Annotated in this window: 19 protein-coding genes; 8 read left to right on the top strand and 11 right to left on the bottom strand. The window is 44.0% G+C overall.

Annotation, left to right across the window (positions count from 1 at the left end; translation table 11 throughout):
* Nucleotides 1-582 precede the first annotated feature (582 nt).
* From ACL6C3_RS22805 to ACL6C3_RS22815, 3 genes are all read left to right on the top strand, one after another.
* A complete protein-coding gene (locus ACL6C3_RS22805; protein ID WP_413161396.1) occupies nucleotides 583-1065 on the top strand; it encodes an orange carotenoid protein N-terminal domain-containing protein in 483 nt (160 codons plus the stop codon).
* 1489 nt (nucleotides 1066-2554) lie between these two features.
* Entirely contained in the window at nucleotides 2555-4222 is a 1668-nt protein-coding gene (locus tag ACL6C3_RS22810; protein WP_413161398.1) for a hypothetical protein, read from the top strand.
* A gap of 161 nt (nucleotides 4223-4383) precedes the next feature.
* The gene (locus tag ACL6C3_RS22815) at nucleotides 4384-5433 is read left to right on the top strand and encodes a glycosyltransferase family 2 protein (RefSeq protein ID WP_413161400.1); all 1050 of its coding nucleotides are present in this window, start codon (nucleotides 4384-4386) and stop codon (nucleotides 5431-5433) included.
* Here ACL6C3_RS22815 and ACL6C3_RS22820 read toward each other — a convergent pair.
* From ACL6C3_RS22820 to ACL6C3_RS22830, 3 genes are all read right to left on the bottom strand, one after another.
* Nucleotides 5430-5825 carry a hypothetical protein gene (locus tag ACL6C3_RS22820; RefSeq protein WP_413161401.1) on the bottom strand — a complete coding sequence of 132 codons (396 nt, stop codon included), beginning with the start codon at nucleotides 5823-5825 and terminating at the stop codon, nucleotides 5430-5432. The genes ACL6C3_RS22815 and ACL6C3_RS22820 overlap by 4 nt on opposite strands.
* Nucleotides 5826-6990: 1165 nt before the next feature.
* Entirely contained in the window at nucleotides 6991-7938 is a 948-nt protein-coding gene (locus tag ACL6C3_RS22825; RefSeq protein WP_413161402.1) for a class I SAM-dependent methyltransferase, read from the bottom strand.
* Between the two features lie 131 nt (nucleotides 7939-8069).
* Nucleotides 8070-10040, bottom strand: a complete 1971-nt coding sequence (locus ACL6C3_RS22830) for a DUF1565 domain-containing protein (protein ID WP_413161404.1) — start codon at nucleotides 10038-10040, stop codon at nucleotides 8070-8072.
* Nucleotides 10041-10281: 241 nt separating this feature from the next.
* Here ACL6C3_RS22830 and ACL6C3_RS22835 point away from each other — a divergent pair, with 241 nt between their 5' ends.
* Nucleotides 10282-11364, top strand: a complete 1083-nt coding sequence (locus tag ACL6C3_RS22835) for a thiamine phosphate synthase (RefSeq protein WP_413161406.1) — start codon at nucleotides 10282-10284, stop codon at nucleotides 11362-11364.
* A 31-nt stretch (nucleotides 11365-11395) separates the two neighbouring features.
* Nucleotides 11396-11617 (top strand): sulfur carrier protein ThiS, encoded by a 222-nt coding sequence (gene thiS, locus ACL6C3_RS22840; RefSeq protein ID WP_413161408.1) that lies wholly within the window; start codon nucleotides 11396-11398, stop codon nucleotides 11615-11617.
* A 26-nt stretch (nucleotides 11618-11643) separates the two neighbouring features.
* Here the strand turns inward: thiS and ACL6C3_RS22845 are convergent, their stop codons facing one another.
* The 6 genes from ACL6C3_RS22845 to ACL6C3_RS22870 all read right to left on the bottom strand — a co-directional run bounded on the left by ACL6C3_RS22845 (nucleotide 11644) and on the right by ACL6C3_RS22870 (nucleotide 19139).
* Nucleotides 11644-12180 carry a universal stress protein gene (locus ACL6C3_RS22845; RefSeq protein ID WP_413161409.1) on the bottom strand — a complete coding sequence of 179 codons (537 nt, stop codon included), beginning with the start codon at nucleotides 12178-12180 and terminating at the stop codon, nucleotides 11644-11646.
* A gap of 623 nt (nucleotides 12181-12803) precedes the next feature.
* Entirely contained in the window at nucleotides 12804-13025 is a 222-nt protein-coding gene (locus tag ACL6C3_RS22850; protein WP_413161411.1) for a DUF4327 family protein, read from the bottom strand.
* Nucleotides 13026-13376: 351 nt separating this feature from the next.
* A complete protein-coding gene (gene mazG / locus ACL6C3_RS22855) occupies nucleotides 13377-14213 on the bottom strand; it encodes a nucleoside triphosphate pyrophosphohydrolase (RefSeq protein WP_413161412.1) in 837 nt (278 codons plus the stop codon).
* A gap of 173 nt (nucleotides 14214-14386) precedes the next feature.
* Complete coding sequence (locus ACL6C3_RS22860; RefSeq protein WP_413161413.1) at nucleotides 14387-16045, bottom strand: S-layer homology domain-containing protein; 1659 nt, start codon at nucleotides 16043-16045, stop codon at nucleotides 14387-14389.
* Nucleotides 16046-16214: 169 nt separating this feature from the next.
* Nucleotides 16215-17390 (bottom strand): lipid-A-disaccharide synthase, encoded by a 1176-nt coding sequence (lpxB, locus tag ACL6C3_RS22865; RefSeq protein ID WP_413161414.1) that lies wholly within the window; start codon nucleotides 17388-17390, stop codon nucleotides 16215-16217.
* A 27-nt stretch (nucleotides 17391-17417) separates the two neighbouring features.
* On the bottom strand, nucleotides 17418-19139 hold the full coding sequence (locus tag ACL6C3_RS22870) for an ABC transporter ATP-binding protein (RefSeq protein ID WP_413161416.1): 1722 nt from the start codon (nucleotides 19137-19139) through the stop codon (nucleotides 17418-17420).
* 285 nt (nucleotides 19140-19424) lie between these two features.
* On the opposite strand from ACL6C3_RS22870, the gene moaA reads away from it, so the two are divergent.
* Nucleotides 19425-20411: a GTP 3',8-cyclase MoaA gene (moaA, locus tag ACL6C3_RS22875; protein WP_413168396.1), complete on the top strand. Its 987-nt coding sequence runs from the start codon at nucleotides 19425-19427 to the stop codon at nucleotides 20409-20411.
* Nucleotides 20412-20520: 109 nt separating this feature from the next.
* Here moaA and rpsD read toward each other — a convergent pair whose 3' ends face one another.
* The gene (gene rpsD / locus ACL6C3_RS22880; protein WP_413161418.1) at nucleotides 20521-21129 is read right to left on the bottom strand and encodes a 30S ribosomal protein S4; all 609 of its coding nucleotides are present in this window, start codon (nucleotides 21127-21129) and stop codon (nucleotides 20521-20523) included.
* A 174-nt stretch (nucleotides 21130-21303) separates the two neighbouring features.
* On the opposite strand from rpsD, the gene ACL6C3_RS22885 reads away from it, so the two are divergent.
* Nucleotides 21304-21858 (top strand): hypothetical protein, encoded by a 555-nt coding sequence (locus ACL6C3_RS22885; protein ID WP_413161420.1) that lies wholly within the window; start codon nucleotides 21304-21306, stop codon nucleotides 21856-21858.
* Here ACL6C3_RS22885 and ACL6C3_RS22890 read toward each other — a convergent pair.
* Entirely contained in the window at nucleotides 21839-22372 is a 534-nt protein-coding gene (locus ACL6C3_RS22890) for a hydrogenase maturation protease (protein WP_413161421.1), read from the bottom strand. The genes ACL6C3_RS22885 and ACL6C3_RS22890 overlap by 20 nt on opposite strands.
* A gap of 39 nt (nucleotides 22373-22411) precedes the next feature.
* Between ACL6C3_RS22890 and ACL6C3_RS22895 the strand changes: the two genes are divergently transcribed.
* Nucleotides 22412-22969 (top strand): Uma2 family endonuclease, encoded by a 558-nt coding sequence (locus ACL6C3_RS22895; protein WP_413161423.1) that lies wholly within the window; start codon nucleotides 22412-22414, stop codon nucleotides 22967-22969.
* Nucleotides 22970-23043: the final 74 nt, after the last annotated feature.

The following is a 23043-nucleotide window of genomic DNA, read 5'->3' on the forward strand; positions in this document are numbered from 1 at the left end:
GAATATTTCTGATTATAAAACTTGATGAACTCGCTGCCCCTGTTGAGGGGTCACTTTAAAATTTGTACTATTGAAGGCGGGAATTGCCAATAAATCCTTGAGAACGGGATCGGGTTTGAATTGTTCCCCCAATCGAGAAATTTAGCGGTAAAACGGATCATCGCTTGGGGTTTGATTGCCAGACGCCTCGATCGAGTCGTTGCGATCGCGCCGTTTAGGTCTAATTTCTCAGTGGGGGCAATCTCTGCTGTTGCTTGACATCCTCCGAAGCCGTAACCCGCGATCGCATCTTTTACTCGATCATTTCTATTTTGTCTGTTTGGGGATTTTTTCAGGTCTTTTCACCAACACTACCCGACTAATTTTTCTCTCTTTTGGAGGATGTTTCTATTCAATGTAATGCTTTATCCCCTTTTTATCGAAAGTATTTGTTTGACTAATTTATCTTTCTTACTCTAGGAGGATGAACGCCCAGAAAACCTTTATTAAGATATATTAAGTGTGCGGTTGAAATACAATTATTTATTTTTTGATTTTGACCAATTTTTCAATTTTTTTAGAAATAAAACAGGAGGATGCTCTATGACATTTGCTGAACTTAAAAATAATATTGACCCCGGATTAGAGGAATTTAATCGTTTCGACACCGATACTCAACTGGCGCTCTTGTGGTTCTTGTATACAAAAATGGGTGGTTCCATCACACCTGCCGCTCCGGGTGCGGCCGCTCCGCAAATTGCAGAAGGATTGTATAATCAAATCAAAGAACGCTCTCACGAAGAACAATTACAACTTCAACGGGACTTCTTAGAAGGAACCAACAATGAAATTGCCCGCGAATATGGTTCTTTAAGCGATAATACCAAGCTGTTATTATGGTATCGTTTAGCCCAGGGAATGGAAACCAAAGAAATTGTTCCGATGCCGGAAGATTATGAACTGAACAAAAAAGCGGACACGCTGTTAGCGGCTATCGAAACCTTAGATTTTGAACAACAAATTACCTTCTTACGGAGGGTCGTTTCTCCGACGGGTTCTCAACAAACATCCCAGGGAAATATATAATCAATCGTTTTCCCTTTGACAAAGACATAGATTAAAAAAGTCTCAATCTTTGCCGAACTCAATAAAAAGAATTTGTTTTTCTGATTGAGTGATTGAGGTCTATTATCCCCCCTAACCGGTCCGGGTTGGGGGGGAATTTTTTGGCGGATCAATTCGACCTACAAATAACCCATTCGGGCTTTTGAGATCATCAATGAAGCGATCGCTCCTATCCGGTGTCCCCATTACTCAAACCAATTAATCGGATGCTAAAAAAGGTTCAGACGGTTAAATTCGGGTAAGCGGAAGCCTAAATCTTTAAATTTTAGCCTTTATAAACATCAAAACCGAAAAAAATCCGAATAGCAGTCATCTTTATGGCATTTCTCCAAATAATGGGAGCGGGGCGGGTTCATTACAGTTATCAGTTATCAGTTATGCAGTTATCAGTTTTTACAGTGAACAGTAGCCAGTGAACAGTGATAACTGTCAAAACTGGTCACAGATAACTAATAACTAATAGACGATCTATTCTCGGGCAATAGTGCGGCGATTGCTGACAGGGTAAAGTTTTGTACCTCACCAAGATGAGAAGGGCTATAATTTGTGGAAGTTTTAGTAAAAAATCGATGACTTTACCCTCGAAAATTTGACCTTTATTAGAGTCTGGAGTTGTAAACTTTAGTCAATTTTTTTGTAGTCAACACTGGGCGGACTGTATTTTTACGGAATCTTTAACTAAAATTATCGCAAATCAAGTTATCATTAACTCAGAAAAAATACTGAACTCATGGTCAAGATACTTTCTGTTCACCCGGTCATCTTTACAAAAGCTTTAAAATCCGCCCTGATTTTAAAGATCTTGTTAAGTCACAGCCGAGAACATCCGCATCAATAGCCCATAGAAACCCTCAGAAGCCCGGTGAGTTGATGGTAGGGTTGAGGGAATCTGAATGGACTCAATGGGCCGCGACAAATTGTAATGAATACTCGGGTTTGTTATAATGCTTCTCTGAAAATAATATAACTATTAAAAAAGGAGTTGAAAGCTGGAGTTTTTTAAACGCCTTTTGGGGGGGTTGGCTGTTTCTGTATTGAAAAAACTTCTCGGAGGTTGATGGGGTAAAGAGGAGCAAATGCAAGCGGATCGAGGGTTTTTTTCGATAAAAAATAGTGGGTTCGCCCATAAATTTATCTCCCCGCACCCCAACTCCCCGCTTCCCCAGTCCTAGAATTTTCGGGAGCGTTAAAAAATGTAGAGTAGAACCGAAGACGTGAAAATTCAGTGGAATTTTTGCGGTATCTTGAAAAGAGTCAAAAACTGCCAAGTCATTCATCAGAGTCGAGAGACATTGATGAGCAATAATAGACTCAACACGCGCCCTGATTGTTGGTTGATGTAGAGTAAAAGTCCCGGAGTTAGCGCCAGCCTATGAATAAAAACCGAATGGGTAAGTTTCAAGTTCATCATCGAACCGATTGTCAAACTTGATATAGGCATCAACGTATTATGTACAAAAGCAAATATTTACTGAAAGACAACCCGACGATGAGACAATGGCTTCCGATCGCGATTGTCATGGGATTAGCGATTGTCTTGCGTCTTTATCAACTCGGTACTGAGAGCGTACTGTATGATGAAATGCTCAGTATTCGCGATTCAGAAAACTTTCAATTCACCTTTCCTTACAACCGTCCTCTGTTCTATATGCTGCTGAATGTCTGGATGAAGTTTGGCAGCAGTGACGCTTGGCTGAGGTCAATGTCTGTATTGTTTGCAATTGGTGCAATTTGGTTGACCTATCGGCTGGGCTGTCGGGTGGTGGGTCAAGCAACGGGAGTGATCGCGGCTTTAATCATGGCACTCTCGCCGTTATTTCTCAATCACTCTCAGGAAATTCGGATGTATGGGCCGATTATGTTCTTCAGTGTAGCCGGAACATTAGCCCTGTGTCATTTTTTAGAACGTCCGACCTATCTAACCTTAGGTTTGTGGATCGTGGCGCGAATTGCTTTGCTTTTGAGCAATGCCAATAATGTGTTAATTTTACTCCCGGATACGATTTTATTAGCGTGGCAGTACCGCAAACAATTGTATTGGTTCGTGGTATCGGCCGTCAGCATGGGGTTAATTTGCCTATCGTTTTTACCGGTGGTGTTGTCGATGACCTCTGGGGGAGCATACGGCGAATACATGGAAACCACAGTCGCTGAGTATTCCAAACCGGGTTTAATGTTAGTTCTCGGCGAACTGACCCAAATGACCGTTTACTGGCCGATGAGACACCTGTTGAAGTCCAATGAAATTGTACTCGAAAACAATGAATTGGGCGACAGTTCTTTATTGAGCAGTATCTTCTCGACTCAAACCTTAATGCTGTTGTTTTATGCCGGTTTTACCCTGGTATTAATTGGGGTGATGGCGGTGGCTTTGTTCTCGCTATTTGCCGATAAAGAACGTTCAGAAAAATTACGTTGGGTAGCGGCTTGGGCGATTTTACCCACCGCCTGCACGCTGATCATTTCTTATATCTCCAACCCCATTTGGAAGCCCCGTTACTTGCTGTTTATCGATCCTTACTTCCTGATTTTACTCGCCACAGGTTTTGTCGTGATTTGGCATTGGCGGCGATTGTTGGGTATGGTGATAGCAGTGGCCTACTTCGTGGCGGTATCGGGAGGACTCTCGGCTTATTACGGTACCCTCTATCGTACAGATTGGAAAGGGGCCGTTGAAACGATCGAAACCAACTCGCAACCCAACGATGCGATTATGGTTTACGCTCCGCCTGTGGGCTATGATTACGCCTTTGAACGTTACTATCAGGGTACATTACCCGTCTACCGTGTGGGGCCTAAAGATCAAATTCCTCAATTCCAAGCCGACAAGCAGGCTTTTCGCGAACAACCCGGCCAAGGTGAATCTTCCTCATCAACTCCCGATCGCCTCTGGTTATTATGTTGGTCTTATTGCAAACAGACGGCCGAAATGGATCAATTAACTCAGATTCTACTGGGAGAATCTTTTGAGGTCAAAGACACTCAAGTGTTCAAAAGTCTCGAAGCCTCTTGGGTGGGTCTTTCTCTGAGAACACCCAATTCTACTCCAACAAGCTCATCTGAGTCCCCCTCGGATAAAGGTTCCCAGGTCATTTCCTCAACGGATAGTCCCCCATAAAGCCGAACTTGAGATAGAAATTGTTTTCTCGATTTAGAACAATATCCCATTTCGGTTAGCATAGACTCAAGCTTTTCTTTGACCGAGATCAGCCGATTCTTCTAGAGCAAGTTTGACCATCCTAAACCTTGACCAGTCATTGATTGCTGAAATAACAACTTATGGATATTTTACCCACCCGCCTAGAGCAATTTCCCTCTGCAACTCTAGATTCAGAAACTCCTCTCGAAAAACCTCAAGTTTCTATTGTTGTGCCGATTTACAATGAGGTCGAGAGTCTACCGAAACTCATTGATGCCATTCAAACCAGTTTACAAACGACGGATGTCACTTATGAATTAATTTGTGTCGATGATGGTTCCCGAGACGGATCAACCGAACTCCTCAAAGAACTTGCAGCTAATAATCCGATTTTAAAAGCGGTGATTCTCCGACGCAACTACGGACAAACTGCGGCGATGTCGGCCGGATTTAATAATTCTCGCGGTGAGGTGATTGTTACCCTCGATGGGGATCTGCAAAATGATCCGGCTGATATTCCGATTTTGCTTGATAAACTCGCCGAAGGCTACGATGTGGTCAGCGGTTGGCGGAAAAACCGACAGGATGCTGCTTTAACTCGACTTCTGCCTTCAAAAATTGCTAACGGGTTAATTGGACGGATGACCGATGTCAAACTCCATGACTACGGCTGTTCTTTAAAAGCTTATCGGGCTGAGGTGGCGGCCGATCTTAAACTCTATGGAGAATTACACCGATTTCTTCCCGCTTTGGCGGCGATCGAAGGGGCCAGAATTACGGAAATACCCGTTCGTCACCATGCGCGTCAGTTCGGTCACAGTAAGTATGGTCTCGATCGCACTTTCCGAGTGGTGATGGATTTGTTAACGATTTCCTTTATCAAAAAGTTCCTCACTCGGCCGATGCACGTCTTTGGGCTTTTGGGCTTGTTCTCGCTGTTAATTGGGGTTCTTTCTGGTGTTTACTTGACCTTCCTCAAATATGGTTTGGGTCAAAGTATTGGCGATCGCCCTCTGTTGATCCTCGCCGTTTTACTGACCCTCACGGGTGTTCAACTGTTTAGTTTTGGCTTGTTGGCTGAGGTGTTGATGCGAACTTACCACGAGTCTCAAAATCGTCCCATTTATCGGGTTCGAGAAGTGGTCAGCGGTCACAATTCTAAGTCACAGCATCTCGCCAAGCGTTCTTAAGCGTTTTCTGTTGAAGAAATCGGAAAGATTTTACAAGCCATGTGGCGGGGTGGAACTTGATGGGAGTGTTCAGATTTTTTCAAGGAGTCTGAACCCTCTTGTCCGTCTTGGGGGGGTGCGATGCACACGGCGACTTGTCCAACACCCGCCATCAGGCTACTGACTCGCTCGGATATGATTTGCATTTCTTGGATCAGTTGTTCGGCGATCAACCGTGAGGGGGCGATGATCATAAAGGTGTTTACCCCAGTCGGACTCGGCGCCATCCCATAACTGCATTCTCCGAGTTGGCTTTGGGTTGCCAGGTTCAAGGAATCGTGAAAGCGATTGATTAAGGCTTGATAGAATGATTCGTTGAGAGCGCGATTGTTGAAAATCGATTGGGGGATCATAATAAGTCCTTTCTGCTGTACGTCCTGATTTTTCAGCTTTGCGTGCTTCCCTCACGGACAAGCAATGCTATTACTTTCTGATTTTAACATTTATTAACAAATTCGAGAAACCCCCCAATTGTTAAAGAATCTGATAGTTTTGATTAGTGGGAAACTGGCAATAGGCAATTATCAGTCACCAGTCACCCTCCGGGTTCAGCAGTTGCTAAGATTGCAAACTTTGCTCTATGCGCGGAGCGCGTAGCCTGCCGCAAAGCGGCTTACTTCGCTCGCGACCATTCCGCCAAGTCAGCACTGCAACACCTGTCACCAGTCACCAGTCATATCAGTCACCAGTCACCAGTCACCCTTCGGGTTCGCGCATAGAGTTTTTACAGTTGTCAGTTTTCAGTAACTCCCAACTCCCAACTCCTAACTCCTGTCTCTTGAGACAAGCCATAAATTATCTGTTTTGTCAAGATGTCTGTTTTGGGCGATCGCTTGGACTTTGAAAATTCGTGCGTCGGGGTTGGTATTTTTTTGTCAGAATCTTCTGAGATTTAACGAGAGAATCAGGGTTTTAGCCTCTATTTTGACGTGTAGACACAGTAACCCCTTGGGTGGTGTTTTTTATAGCATACCAGAACCCCTATGTTTTCGTCAACTTTTTGAAAAATTTTCTCAGTAAAAATTTCAATTTTTTCCCAAATCTTTTGTTTATTAAACCGAATCCGCGATTTTAATTAGAAAAACTTATCCTTTGAGGGCCAGAGTTGATTGCCGGGTTGAGAGTTGCCAGTTAATTGATTGAGGAGTTTTAAAAAGCCTAAATTTAAGCCTAAATTGTCGTGAAGCGGGGTAGAAAAAGTATGTTATAGGTCGGCACAGATTTCCATTATTCTAGAATAGGTCAAGTCGGAGGATTTGTCAATCGAAAATCGGGGAAATTTTGGGGAATTTTTTCAGAAAAATTGACGATTTTAGGAAGAAAAAAGCGATCGCATTATTAGGGAACACCGGATCAGGGAACAGGCAGTTTACAGTTACCAGTTACCAGTTATCAGTTACCAGTGAATAGGGTAAGGGGTAAAGGGTAAGGGGTAAGAGGCAATTCTGTACGCGCAGCGAGCGCGAACGCGCTTACTCGGTGACTCGGTGACTCGGTGACTCGGTGACTCGGTGACATTTAGATGGGTTTAATCGCAATAATTGTCCGATGACGGGGATCGCTGGCGCAGGTAGTTTTATATTCAAAACCGATATCTTTTAAAGCGGTTTCTACATCAAAGGTGTAAAAATCATCGCTCCAGGGTTCGGTACTTTTCATCAGGGTAAACAATACGGGGGGTAAATTTTGAATAACGGGAGATTTGGGATTATTATCAACAATTGCCAAACATCCGCCCGGACGAAGAATTCTCAGGGCTTCTGTGAATAGATTTCGGGTGGCTTGGTGGGGGAGTTCGTGGATGAGAAATTGTAGGGTAACGACATCAAAAGAATTATCGGAAAAATCGGTATTTTCGGCGAGGGCGTGTTTCCATTTGATTTCGTTTTCCCTATCGTTATATTTAGCGACGGCTAACATATAGGGCGACAAATCTAAACCGACTGTCTGAACGTTTGAATTATAGTTTTCTTTGAGATAACGGTGTAAACTGCGGGTGGAAACTCCCACCGAACAGCCCACATCTAAAACTGTATTAACCGATTTGGGCAGATAATCTTTGAGGACTTGATGAAAACTCGAACGCAATCTTTCGTGAGCGGTTTCCCAAGTCATTTTTTCATGTTTCCAAACTCTCAACCCCATCGAATAGGTTGCTGATTCGGCTTCAAATGCGGCTTGCCAACATAAGTTTCCGGCTTCGTAAGCATGAAAGGGTTTTTGATAATAATCGGGATAAATAATATTTTTATCGTTAATTTCTGCAAATCTATTTTTCACGTCCGACGCTTCTAACTGCTGGTAAGTTTGTCGCCAGGGAATGCTATTGTTTTCGGCGGTTTTAATTAAAACCTGTCGGGCTTGACGCTTCATTAAATTGAAAATTGGTGGCGTTTGAATCAACACATTCACCACTCTAGATAACAAATCTTCCCCCGCCCAGTCCGGTTTAATTTTTGTGTTCATCGGTTATCAAATAAGTAAAAACACACCCGAGAGTTTCCTGATTTTAAAATCAATTCAGTTAAAGCTAACTCAAACTAACGAGAAAACAACAGTAGGAAAGAATTCCCCCTTGTTCACCCATCGCTCAAGGGTTAATTATAGGGTTCAAGTTTGGCTCGAATCCCATTTCGAGTTAGTAATTGTATCACTTCGTCGGCTTTATAACGACTTTGAAAAGCGCCCGCTTGAATAATAGAACGTCCTCCAACCACTGTCCGAAACGCATCGGGAATAACCCTTCTGACTTGTTGATAAGCCCGTTCACTATTATCCTCGACAACAACCCGATACTGTAAACTACTTCTCAAAGCCGTTGTCAGAGGGGTCAACTGACGCACGGGAGGACTCGCAGAGGGACCAGTATTTAAACCGGGCGGAGTATACCCCTCGCCGCTAATGGGAATGCGGGAACCGGGAACCGGCAACACTCCGGAAGATAGGGCGGGAGGTGGCGAATTTTGGGGCGGATAGGGGTTCAACACGCTTCCGGTTTCGGGGGGCGGTACGGCGATGGGAATGGCGCCCGACTCGTTTTTAGCGGTGGAGGAGAGGCGGTCAAGAATTAAGGGTCGAGGAGAGGGGTTAGACCGGGTGACAACCGGCGGACGGGTGGCGGGGGGCGGTGTGGATATGGGTTGAGTTTCCGGGGGCGGAACCGCAATGGCGACGGGACGAGGGGAGGCCGCAGGGCGGGTATTGCGGACGGGAGGGCGAGAGGTGGAGGGTTCGGGGATGAATACGGGTAAGGCGGCGCTGGCGTTGATGGGAGAGATAGCCGAGGGGTTGTTAGAAGCGGTTTGACTCGACTCGTCACTTCCCCGACGGTTGAGAAGTTGTTGGGCGATGGGTGAGGGCGCATCGGGAGCGCTATAATTGCCGCTAACTTGAACTGAACCGGTGATATGGGTCGAGGCGAGTTGATTTCCGTAGGCTTGGATGACTTGGGTTTTGGTGCCGTTGTTGATATCATAACGGCCGTTGCTGCGGATGACGTTTTGACCGGGTTCGTTGCTATTTCCCAAGTCGGGTAATGCTTCGGCGATCGCGACGATTCCATCGCGTTGGTTGCGTTCGATATAATTATCTCTTAAAATCGGACGGGCATTGGCTTGAATTACAACGCCATCTTTATTATAAGTAATCCGATTTCCGGCAATAAACGGGGCGGCGTTTTGGGAGACGTTGATACCAAACCCGGTATTTTCAAATTCATTATTGCGTATTTCCGGGCGAGATGAACCAAACACGGTAATGCCGTTGGCGCCGTTTTTGTTAAAGTTATTTTCTTGAATTAATGCCGCACTGGTCCCAACAACGGAAATCCCATCGTGAGTATTTCCCGTAAAGGTATTGTTTGAGATAATCATCGAAGCCGATTCTACCCAAAGTCCGTAACCTCTGGGATTGGGATTGGTGACGGTCACGCCGCTAATTCGCGCCCCGTTAGCCCCGAGAACGGTAATATCTTGTTTGGCAAAGGTGCGACTGGTGTAGAAACCGCCTCCGTAGATGATAATTCCTTCTCCGCGACTGTTGGGGTTGCCTTGAATGGTGATATTGGCGGGCAACATTAGGGGAAATTGTTCGCCGGTTTGGGCGCTGTAGGTTCCCGGTGCGAGAATAATCGCGGTATTGGGTTGGGCGAGGCTGAGGGCTTGAGTTATGGTTCTTAACGGTGACTGTTGGGAACCGTCGCCCCCATCGTCCCCGGTTGAGGCACTGACGTAAATGATGGTCGTGGGTGTATTGGGAGACTGGGGGGTTTGAGCCACTTGTTGGGTGAGCAACGGTTCTGCTAAAGTTGGGCAGGGGTCTAGGTAAAGACTAAAGCCTGCGATCGCGGCGAGTAAGAACGAGAAACGCTGAAATTTGAGATGAGATTTGAGATGAGATTTGAGATGAGATTTGAGATGAGATTTGACAGTTGATGGCAGGTGAACCGACTGAAGTTTGAGAGAAGAACAGTTTAAAGCTGTAGAAGAAGGGGTGAAGCTCAACGGTTGGTGGTCAAGCTTGAGATGGTGTGAGGTCGATTCACAGTTGCGGTGGGATGCTGAACTCACGGCTATACTCCGACAAACTGTTATAAAATTGCCAAATCCGATCGGAAATTGGAATTGGGTAAAGTATGCCTTATTATGGGATCGTTTGAAAGCCTCAGTCATTGATTTATTTTGTTAAGAATTTTGAATCTCCGTTCTCCCTTTTGCTGATTGCCTATTCCCTGTTGCCTGCCGGAAGCGCTATAGTATCCTGCGGTTCTTTTGTAATCGGGTCAGGTAAACACAGATTGAGGTGGGTTTGATGGGCGATCAACACAATTGGGATAAACGGGTACAACCCGCCCTCTGTCGCATTCTAGACGCGAATTTAGATCGCGCGCGTGAGGGAATGAGAATTATTGAAGAATGGTGTCGCTTTGGACTCGATAGCGCCGAGTTGGCGGATGAGTGCAAACAGTTGCGACAAGAATTGGCACACTGGCATACAATGGAATTGCGTCTATCTAGAGACACTCCGGGCGACATTGGGACGGAGTTAACCCATGCCGGCGAAGAAAAGCGCGACGGGATAGATAGCGTCTTACAGGCTAATTTTTGTCGGGTAGAAGAAGCCCTGCGGGTACTCGAAGAATACGGAAAAATTTATCACCCGGATATGGGCGTCTCGTTTAAGCAGATGCGCTATCGAGTTTATACTATCGAAAGCCGGTTGTTGGCTTATCGACGCTATCAACTCCTCAACGATGCTTATTTGTATTTAGTGACTTCTCCATCGGATAAAATGTTCTCGATAGTGGAAGCGGCGCTGCAAGGTGGGCTGAAATTGGTCCAGTATCGGGACAAACAAACCGATGATGAAACCCGTCTGGGAAATGCCGAAAAACTCTGCGAACTTTGTCATCGCTATGATGCTTTATTTATTATCAATGATCGCGTTGATTTGGCGATCGCTTCTCAAGCCGATGGGGTTCATCTCGGACAAAAAGATATTCCGATTAGTTTAGCGCGTCAGTTACTCGGTCCGCAACGAATTATCGGACGTTCGACGACAAATCCCCAAGAAATGCAAAAAGCAATCGACGCCGGTGCCGATTATATTGGAGTCGGACCTGTTTATGAAACGCCAACCAAAGCCGATAAACCGGCTGCGGGGTTAGACTATGTGCGCCATGCGGCTGAAAATTGTACGATTCCCTGGTTTGCCATTGGCGGAATTGATATGAATAATTTCGATGATGTGATGGCGGTTGGCGGCGAACGTATTGCGGTGGTTAGGGCGATCATGCAAGCCGAACAACCGACTTTGGTGACGCAATATTTTCTGTCTCAACTGACCCGAGTTCAAACGTTACGGGCTTACAATATTTTACCGAATCCTTCATAGAATCCTTCATAAAATTAACCGTTCAACTCCTATGTCCGATCAAATAAAACTTCAGGTTAACGGAGACGTAAAAATCTGTTCTCCTCACACCAAATTACCCGATTTCTTAGAACAAATGGGGTTAAATCCCCGTTTGGTAGCCGTCGAATATAACGGCGAAATTTTGCATCGTCAATTTTGGGAAACCACAGAAATGAAAGCGGGAGATGTGTTAGAAATTGTCACCATTGTTGGCGGGGGACTTCCGGTTTAATTGACCGGTTAAAGTCTAATTTAAGGTTAATTCCAGATGGCTTGAGCGTTAGAAACGGAGATATTTTCTGGATAAGAAATTCCGGTTTGAATTACAAATACAGAACAAGAGGCGTGATGCAAAACATAACTGCTGACACTCTTTAAAAGTAATTCTGACCATTTCATTCGGCTTCGCCGTCCGATCATTACTAAATCCGCACCCCAATTATAGGCTTGCTCGCAAATTGATGCGCTTGGATTTCCCGCTTGATATTTGTATTCTACAGAAACGCCTTCGGATTTGGCTTGCTCATAAAAGGTGTGTAAGCGATCGCGAACTTGTTCGATTTGTTCTGTCCAACGCTGCTGACAAAATTGTTTTAAAGTGGTGTGTAAATTCACATTTCCTAAGGCTCCAATTCCTACTAAGGGGTTAATTTTTTCTTCGTTTTCCCAAGAAATACAATGAAATAACATCAGGTGACTTCCTTCACTTTTGGCGAGTTTTATCGCCTGTTGAAACACGTTTTCGGCTTCGGGAGATGAACAATCGAGTGCGACTAAAATTTTCTGAAAAGCCATGATTTTTCTCTCAAAATGTTTGATATTAGCTCTCAACTTGAGAGTTTAAACGACCAACTGGTTTATCGAAGCGAGATTACCCATAACCCCGGTTTCTGAAGAATAAATTCAGATTTCGATAGAGAATTGGTAGCCGACTCTACAGATTTATTGATAACTACCTCCATTGTCGCTGAAAGTGCAGATTTTAGATAGGGGTTTTAAGTTTATTTACAAACTCTAGTCAAAATAATTATTTGATGTTATTGATTCCAACTTGCTCAATTTATGGCCAATATTTTTCTCCCAAAAAAGAAAAAAAATAACCCAAAAACTCTGGGTTAGGCTTAATTTAAACTCAGACAAACGGATGATATTTTATCAATGGATAATTGACAATTGATAATTGACAATTAATTAATCAGGTTTAAGACCTCGACTTTCAAGGAGAAAAAAGAAAAATTATGCAGGGTACGAGTCCGAAGCAGGCTCCGGCAATTCATCGCCGGAGTACCGATGACTTCCTCTGTATCAATCATCTTCATTTAGATCGAGGTCATTATCCATTATCCATTATTAATTATCAATTATTGAACTGCTCTATTTTATCTGAAAAAACCAGATATTTTTGTGGTAAAGTTGGCTTAGTCTTCCTGCCAATCCTGATAACCAATTAAATCAATAATCCGATCTCGCAGTAAAAAGTCATTATCTTCTAATTCGCACTCAACACATTCCCAGTCTCGGGCGGGAATATATTGACAAAGGGTGTAAATGGGTTGATGATAGCATAGCACTCCCTGACAAACCAGGTGGCGGGCTTCATCTTTGATTACATCAATTGAATAAACTTTAGTTTGAAGCATCTTTAATCCCTCTCCCCTGAATGAAAAACCATTAACTCGCGCAATTTTAACTCGGCTTACCTGTCCTGAGCAAAATTACTCAAATCAACATTTAATTTACAACTCAATTTTCCTCTATATTGAGCAATTTTACTGGCTTAGTTTATGATTTTTAACAGAAGATTTTTGCGCTCAAATCTTGCCTTTCTTCAAAATGGGTGGTAAACTGTAGTTACAGTGATAAAATGGGACGTTGTTAATGTCAATTTTTGGGTGGGGAGAAGTTAGCCCCATTTAATAAATAGCAAAAGCGGAAAAACCAGGAACAATACAGGCACAATAAAAACTGTGCCTCGCATCAGATAAAAAAGGCTAATTCGGCTTTGCTAATTTGGCTTTAGCTTTTTGCCAAAGGGCTTCTAATTCTTCTAAAGCGTATTCAGACAAAGGGCGATCGCAATCCTTTTCAAGCAAAGAAAATCGCTGAATAAATCGATGATTGGTACCGTGTAATGCCGCTTCGGGATCGAGTTCGTACCATCGGGCTAAATTAACCAAAGTAAACAAAACATCGCCCAATTCCGCCTGTTGATTGGCTTTTTCTTCGTGTAAAAGTGCGTGTTCAAACTCGGCTAATTCTTCGTGAAACTTCATCCAAACCCCCTCTACATTATCCCACTCAAACCCGATAGAAGCAGCTTTTTGAGAAATTTTCATCGCCCCCATCAACGGCGGAAGCTGACGGGCATACCGGGTAAGTTTGGACGAAAACAGTTGAGTTTCGGGGTTTTCTCCTTTTTCGGCGGCTTTAATTTGTTCCCAATTTTGATGAACTTCTTCGACGGTTTCCACCTCAACTTCTGCGAATACGTGAGGATGACGGCGAATCAACTTTTCAGTAATGCGGTTGGCGACATCTTCGAGGGAAAATTGTTGAGACTCGCTGGCAATTTGGGCCTGTAAAACCACCTGAAGCAATAAATCTCCCAATTCCTCCGCGATCGCTTCTACATCCCCACTGCGGATCGCATCCACCACCTCATAGGCTTCCTCGATGACGTAGGGCGTCAGGGTTTGGGGGGTTTGGGCGATATCCCAAGGACAACCCCCATCCGGCGATCGCAACTGGGCGACAACATCAATTAAACCCTGTAAAGCGGTTAAAGTGGGGGATAAAGTTTGGGGATGGGAATTTTGAGATTCAGACATGGGTGATGGCGTTGTAGCACTACTAGAAAAGCTTAAAACATATTCTTAAAAATGTGTACTCTGAGAAACCGGGTTTCTATTCAAAAATCGAGGAGAGAAACCGGGTTTCTAGAGTAATAAACCCTATTTCTGACACAAAGCCGTAGAAACAAACCCGGTTTATGATGAGGAGATTAATAAGATGAATTCCAAATAAACACTCCCTCAGAAGTTGCGATGGAAAACAAACGCCCCTGTGGACTAAATAAATTTTGTTTGGCATTGTAGATAGAAAGTGGGGAAACATTGGGCGGAAAAGTAAAGTTAAAAGTATTATTGTTTCCCACATTAAAAAAGCTAGCCCCCGCCACTTCACCGCTAGCAAAATAAGTCGTTCCATCTCTAGATAAACTGCGATTTCTGCTAGTTCTATCTACAGATAAATCAAAGTTAAATTGCAACATTCCGGTTGACATCTCCCAAACTCTAACATAAGTATCGATGGGAAAACCATCAACAAAACTTATAACTGCACTCAGCAAAAATTGACTATCTAGGCTAAAAGTGATGTCATCAATCACTGTTTCTTCGTTCAAAGTATACAGTAATTCAGCCGTGCCAACCTTCCAAACTTTAACCTGTCCTTGACTGTGATAACTGGCGAATAATTCACTGTTAGGACTAAAAACCAGTTTTGAAATTTTTGGAGTGATGGAGAAAGTTTGGATTCTGTTTACCTCTTTTATATTCCAAATTTTAAGAGTTCCAATTTCAATACGTTGAGGACGAACAACACTTTCTACAAATGTCGCTAAAATCTCCCCTTTGGGGCTAAATTCTAACAGCGTTAAAAACTGTTCATCCAAAGTAAAATTATCTATAATCTGAATAGTTTCCACGTTTTGAATAGCTTTGTTCTTGCGATTAAACAGCTTTAGACTGAGTTGATTTGCTTCGCTGTTATAATCGTAAAAAGCGATAGATTCCCCCGTATTATTGAGGGCAAAACTTAAATATCTGTGATTGGTTTCCTCAGATATTATCTCCAAAGAATTTCCCGTCTTTACATCCCAAAGTTGAATACCGGTTTGGGGTTGATAACTCCCGATCACTTCTTCGTTATAACTCCAAGCAATTGCTGTTGCAGGTTTGGATAATGTGCGATAAAGTTGGTTATTTTTCCAGGGGTTGGGGGGAAGAAAATCGGGAGAAATAACGGGTTCAATAATAACTTGAGAATTCACCCGATCAATTTGTCCGGGTTGTAAACGAGATTGGGCGATAAAAACGGCAACTTCCGCCCTCGTTGCGGGTTGATTGGGTTTGAGTTGGCGGGGATTATTTGGACTGGCAATTATTCGCTTTTCTAATGTGGCTGCAACGCCAGAATTCGCGTAATTGGGAATATCTTTCGCATCCTCAAACAGTTGGCTAAAAGAGTCGATCAGTTGAGGATTTGCGGATAAATTTAACCCGCTTGCTAACGCCACCAACGCTTGAACCCGAGGAATGTTTTCTTGGGGTTTAAACACTCCCCCCGGATAACCGGAAAGAAACTGACGTTCATAAGCCCAACGAATGGCTTCAAACGCCCAAAAGTTAGAGGAAACGTCGGAAAATTTAATCGCCTGTCGTTTGGCTGGAGTATCGGGAAAGGCTTTCTTTAAAGCGGCTGCAAATTCCGCCCGTGTCATTAATTTATTGGGTTTAAACGTGCGGTCGGGATAACCGCTAAATAAACCGGAAAACCCCAATTCATTCAAACAGTTTTCCGCCCAGTGATCGTTAATATCTGACCAGACGTTATCGGGAAATTGATTAACAAAAGGTTGTTGGGTTGTTTCTGGTTTCATTATTTTAACTGAACTCAATTAAGAGTTTCTTATTTGGGGTTAATTGAACAAATGCGATCGCGAAACTTCCTGGTTATTTCAAGGTTAAACTGAGTTGTACCGGAAAAAAATTTATTTTTATAAACGGATATCTCAAAAACTCGGTAACTTTAGCGAAACCGGGTTTTTTTCATTCACAATTACTTTTAATAATTTCAAGCGCCGCCCGATCGCACACCCCAATTTCGCCTAACGCTCGTCGCATTTCTTGATAGTCTGCTTGCATTTTTTGGCGGCGTTGGGAATTGTTTAAAAGTTCGATTGCTTCGGAAACAATTCTTGACGGTGTGGCTTCTTCTTGGAATAATTCGGGAACAATTGATTTCATTTGAACTAAATTTGGCGGTGACATAAACGGAATCGAAAATTTGAGGAGATTTCGCCCGATCCAAGCCGTTACCGAACTCACCCGATAAATCACCACTTGCGGCACATTTAACAGGGCAATTTCTAAATTAACAGTACCCGATTTTGTAATCGCTAAATCGGCTGCGGCTAACACTTTTAAAGTAGAATTTGCATCGTTGTCCGTCGTGACCAATTTCGCATTTAAACCGTATTTTTGGATTGACTTTTCAATCGAATCCTGGTATTCTTTTAATGAGAGGGGAATCCAAAAGCGAACTTGGGGCAATTTTGACTGAATCATTTTCGCCGCCTCAAACATGACCGGCATTAAATACTTGATTTCTTGCCAACGGGAAGCGGGTAAAAGCGCGATCGCAATTTCATCGGGTTGAATGCCTAAAATTGTTCTCGCTTCTTCTCGACTGGGGGCGGTTTGCATCCGATCAATTAAGGGATGACCCACCCAAGTCACACTTGCTCCTTTCTCTCGAAAATAACGGGCTTCTTCGGGAAAAATAGCTAACAGTCGGTTGGTAATTTTAACAATTTCGGCGGTATTTCCCGAACCCAACGACCAAACCCACTCTTGGGGAGCAATATAGTAAATAATCGGAATCGCAGAAAAATGACGTCGGATATAATTCCCAATATTAATATTCGGTCCCATGTAGTCAATTAAAACGACTAAATCCGGTTTATTGTGTTGTAAATATTGCTTCACCCGCCCCTGTATTTGTAGCGTCGGAAAGATATAAGGCAAAGATTCTAAAATCCCAACCGAACCAATACTCGTCGTATTTCCTAACAGTTTCGCCCCGGCTTTTTCCATGCGAGTTCCGCCCAAAGCGGTAATTTCCAATTCTAAACCCAAATTTTTGGCTTGACGATAAAGGCTTTCAATGAGCATCGCCCCTTGTAAATCTCCCGAAACTTCACCCGTACTGATTAAAATTTTCATATAATTTAGGACAAGAAAAATGAATTATTAACTAAATTGTTGTGCATAATAGCGGGCATATCGTTCGCCTTTTTCTAATAACTGATCGTGGGTTCCTGACTCAACAATTTTGCCCCCTTCCATCACTAAAATGCGATCGGCACGCCGTACCGTTGCCAAACGATGAGCAATAACAAATACAGTTTTATTTTGCATTAACCGTTCCAACGCTTCTTGAACTAAAGCTTCTGATTCTGAGTCTAACGCAGAAGTGGCTTCATCTAAAATTAAAATTTTCGGGTTCAATAATACCGCCCGGGCGATCGCAATGCGTTGTCTTTGTCCCCCCGATAAATTTACCCCCCGTTCCCCGACTGCGGTTTGATAGCCTTCGGGAAGTTGGCTAATAAATTGGTGAATGTTGGCAACTTCTGCGGCATTCTGCACCTGTTTTAAGTCATAATAAACTTTACCAAAAGCAATATTTTGAGCAATGGTTCCCGAAAATAAAATCACCTCTTGGGGAACAATACCAATTTGTCGCCGCAGACTGCTAAATGTCACCTCTTGAATATTCACCCCATCAATTAATATTTTACCCGCTTGCGGATCGTAAAATCGGGGTAATAAGTTGACCAACGTGGTTTTTCCAGCCCCGGAAGCCCCCACTAACGCCACCATTTCCCCCGGTTTAACGGTTAAATTTAGGTTTTTTAAGACGGGTTTTTCCGGGGAATAACCAAAGTCAATATTTTGATATTCTACTTTTCCTTTAACCGATGGAAGTGCAATTGCGTCGGGTTTTTCGCGAACTTTTGACGGAATGGCTAACAGTTCAAACAGGCGGTCGCAAGAGGCTTCACCCTGTTTAAATTCGCTGTAATTACTGGTGGTTAAAGCGATGGGATCGATCAATAAAGCAACGGCGGTGACGTAACTAATAAATCCGGTTCCGGTGAGTTGATTTTGGGAGATTTGCCAACCGCCCAATAAGAACAAAAAGACAACGCTCATCGCTTCTAAAAAACCGACAACGACAAACTGAATCGCTTTAATTTGTTCGGCTCTAAATTTTGCCCGCCGGTTGTATTCTGCCTCGACGGAAAAGCGAGAAATTTCGTAATCTTGGGCGGAAAAAGCTTGCACCAAACGAATGCCGTTGAAGACTTCTGTTAATAAAGAAGCGAGGTTAGAGGTGCGGGTTTGGCTGTGGCGACTGTAGGCGAGCAACCGTTCCCCAAACCAACCAATTAACACCGCCATTAATGGGGCAATAATGAAGGTGGCGAGGGTGAGTTGCCAGTTAATATAAACCATGTACCCCAACACCACAATCAGTTGTAAAATGCAGGGGACAAACTGATGAAAAAATTTATAAATGACTTCGCCAACGCGATCAATTTCTTCGGTGAGACGGTAGGAAAGATCGCCCGTTTTTGCGGTTTCAAAATAACCGACGCTGAGTTGATGAAGGTGGGTATAAACTTGTTTTCTCAGATCCAAAGCGATCGCTAACGCCGCCTTTGCCATTAACGTATCTTGACCGTATTGAACCGTACCCCGAATCAGAAAAATAATTGCAGCTAAACCGGCAAGTTGGGCGATGGCATTGACATCACCCTGACCAATATAACCCGCAATTTCCCCCACCAGCCAAGCCAACAGCGGCCAAAATACGGTAAAACCGATGGTACAAGCTAAGGCTTTGGCGATCGTTTGCCAGTGGGGACGGAGAAAGGGGAGAAGTTGCCAGTAAGACGACTGTTTCAAGTTGGGTTTGCGTAGTATTGCCAGTGGGGACGGCTATTACATGATATCCGACTCATCAATAATCCTGCTGGTCGGGGCGGTTTCAGCCAAGATCTTCAGGACGATTGCGAGATTGAGTTCAACCCGCCCAACCTCCCCCAGAATTAATTAACCGGACATCATATTAGTATTAGTTTTTCAGGATTTGTCCTTTATGTCAATCCTCTCTAGATGCCAACCCTCGGCGAGTTGGCGATCGACAATATAATAATAAAAATAGATGAAGATAGATCGGATAAACCCTTTATGAATACAGTCGATTATCTCCGAATTAGTCTGATAGACCGCTGTAATTTTCGCTGTCAATATTGTATGCCTGATGGGGCGGAGATGGACTATATTTTGCAGCAGAACCTTCTCACCAATGATGAACTGTTGACCTTGCTGCGAGAGGTGTTTATTCCGGTGGGGTTTACTCGCTTTCGGCTGACCGGCGGTGAACCGTTGCTGCGTCCGGGGGTGGTAAACTTAGTTGAAGAAATTTCGGCCTTTCCCGAAACCAAAGATTTGGCGATGACCACCAACGCTTTTTTACTTGCAAACATGGCGCAACCGTTGTATGATGCGGGGTTAAGGCGGATTAATATCAGTTTGGATTCTCTCGATCCCGATACGTTTAATCAGATTATTGGCAACCGGGGGCGCGATCGCTGGCAACAGGTTTGGGAGGGTATTCAAGCGGCTTATCGGGTCGGGTTCGATCCCCTCAAGTTAAATGTGGTGGTAATTCCGGGGGTGAACGATCGCGAAGTTTTAGACCTGGCCGCCTTAACGATAGATCGCCGTTGGCACGTTCGTTTTATTGAGTTTATGCCGATCGGGAACGGTCAGTTGTTTGACGATCGCGGTTGGATCGCATCAGTTGATCTCAGACAACAAATTCGCGATCGCTGGGGGCTAACCGAGTCTCATGTCCGGGGAAACGGTCCGGCGGATGTGTTTCAAATTCCCGGAGCAAAAGGAACACTGGGCTTTATCAGTCAGATGTCGGAGTGTTTTTGCGATCGCTGTAACCGGATGCGGTTCTCAGCCGATGGTTGGTTGCGTCCCTGTCTCCTCAATGAAACGGGTCAAATCGATCTCAAAACCCCGCTTCGCCAAGGCATTTCCTTTGAGGAATTGCGAGAACGGGTAGAATACCTGCTTCGCATCAAACCCGACATCAACTTCAAACAACGAGAAGCAGGGACAACAGAGGGCTACAGTCGCACCATGTCACAAATTGGCGGTTAGCGGTTAGTTGAGAGGGGAGAACAGCAAGTGGGCGTCGCCATTGGTTCATTCCCCTTCGATTTTCTATAATCTTTTCTCTTTGAACAACTAACCCACCAACAGACAAAAATTAGGCTTGACGGGAGTAATACTCAACCACCAGCAGTTCGTTAATTTGGAGTGCGACCCATTCGCGATCGATAACACTATTAACCTTACCCGTGAGTTTTTCTTTGTCCAACTCCAGGTGAGAGGGGACGTTCGCTAAACCGGGATATTGCAGGTTGGCCTTCACCATCTCGCGGGATTTTTCTCTATTTTTAACGCCAACTAAATCCCCAGGACGACACTGATAGCTTGCCACATCGACCACGCGATCATTAACGGTAACATGACCGTGATTGACCAATTGACGCGCCGCCGGAATAGTTGGCGCCATCCCCAAGCGGAAGATTGTGTTATCGAGACGCATTTCCAGCATTTGCAGCAACACTTGACCCGTTGAACCGGTAGCCCGACGTGCTTTTTTCACATAACGCAGGAGTTGCTTTTCAGAAAGACCGTAGTTAAACCGGAGTTTCTGCTTTTCTTCCAAACGAATCGCGTATTCAGAACGTTTGCGACGGGCTTGACCGTGTTGACCGGGAGGATAAGACCGTCTGGCGGCTTTTCGGGTTAATCCGGGTAAATCTCCCAAACGACGAACAATCCTTAAACGGGGGCCTCTATATCGAGACATTTAACTTCCTCTCTCCATAAGATTTATTACCAAACCTCTATTTTAGTCTTCCGAGACACCAACAATCAACTCCCAATTTCAAGTTGAGTCAGAAAGGAAAAAGTAATGATATGATCGACCAGAACTTTGACTGCTGCAAAAGCTTCTCGATCGCCTCTTATTTCTAAATTTGCTATGGTTTCTTCTTGGTTATCCCGTTGGACTGGTTTGAGATTTTCCGACAACAGACCCCAAACCCGGCGTTGGCTGTCACGGATTGTGTTATCAATGGGTACGGTGAGTTTACTGGCCGCTCCCGTAACGGCGTTTCCCTCATTTGATTTAGTTGACGAGAAAGATTATAGAATATGTGCTGAGGGTTTGCGACAGGCGGGAATTACCCCTCTGTTGTCTTCTCAAGCCTGTGCGGGGGTGATTCGTCCAAAAGATTTGTCGGAATGTGTGGTCGGGATTAGCAACACAGCACAAATTAGCGGGGAAGAAGCGCTGGTGGGTTGTGTGAGTGTGCGGCGTCCGAAAGAGTTGGGGGTTTGTGTTACGAGTATTGTTCAAGTGGGTCGTGGAGTTGATCCGTTAAACGTTCTCAACAGTTGTGGGTTAAGTTTATTACCCGAACGTCATTCTTTTTGTGTTGTTGGGTTGGCTGAAGTTAACCGAGATATTCCGGTTGATGATTTATTAAATGTTTGTCTGCGTCCACCCGAACAGTTTATTGATCTAGATTTATAGTTGGAGATTGTACCGTCCGCGGATGATCCCCTATAATAGAGGAAAATGCTGCTGTTGAAGTGATGATTTCAATTATATTTTGAAAGACTTTTTCAGCAGCTTGTTCAACCGACGGACTCAATTCCCAACCGAAGTTTAAAGATTCTACTTCAATTAAATAAACCCTCACGTCTCGGGGGAAATCTTCTTGAAAAATACGGCGACCCGCAGCCAAAGCATGATCCCAACGAAAATCATGTAAATTGTAACTCGCTTCGGGCAACTGTTCAAGTTCTGAACCGGGAACTTCAAAAACGGCGCCGGGTTCCGAACCGGTTGAACTCGCATCTACAATAATTAATTGTTCGCTTCCTCTGGCTTGGAACATCACTTCCATTCCCGCAGTTCCGCAGTCGAAAATTCGCACGTTCGGATGGGGATTTTGGGCGAGATACTGTTGTAAACGTTGGGCGATAATGACTCCGACCGCATCATCGCACCGATTGAGATTTCCGCATCCTATAATCGTTAGCATTGATTCGTTAAATATTATTGTAACCGATAGTTGCACAAAATGATCACAACCAACACCCAACTCACCCTCGAAGAATTTCTCGCCCTTCCCGAAACCGACTTAAACCACGAATTAATTAACGGAAAAGCAGTTCCTAAAAAGGGTTATAAACGTTTTCATTCTCGGCTGAGAGGTTGTCTGTGTATCCTGTTAACCGAATGGTGTAAAAACCGGGGAGAAGTGGGGATAGAATGGGCTGTTATTCTCAAAAGAAATAATCGAGATTGGGTTTTGATTCCCGACTTACTTTATATTTCCTACAATCGTCTTCCGTTAGAACGATTTGAGGATGAAGCCTGTCCGGTTTCCCCAGAATTAGCTGTGGAAATTATATCACCCGAGCAAACATTTGGGGAGATGAGCGAAAAAGCAATTGATTATCTAAATGCGGGAGTATCGAGGGTTTGGGTGGTTGACTCGAAAGCAAAAACCATCACCATTTTTTATCCCGACGCGCCCCCACAAACGAAACGAGACGAAGCAACTTTGAGCGATAATTTATTAGAAGAAATAACATTCACTCCCCAACAAATTTTTCAACAAGCAGGTATTCTTTAAACAATCACCAATTATTAATAACCCCGTAGGGGCGCATGGCAATGCGCCCAGTTGCGCCCCACAAAAATAACAGA

The sequence above is a fragment of the Capilliphycus salinus ALCB114379 genome (genome assembly GCF_047276495.1).
GTDB classification, from domain to species: Bacteria; Cyanobacteriota; Cyanobacteriia; order Cyanobacteriales; family Microcoleaceae; genus Capilliphycus; species Capilliphycus salinus.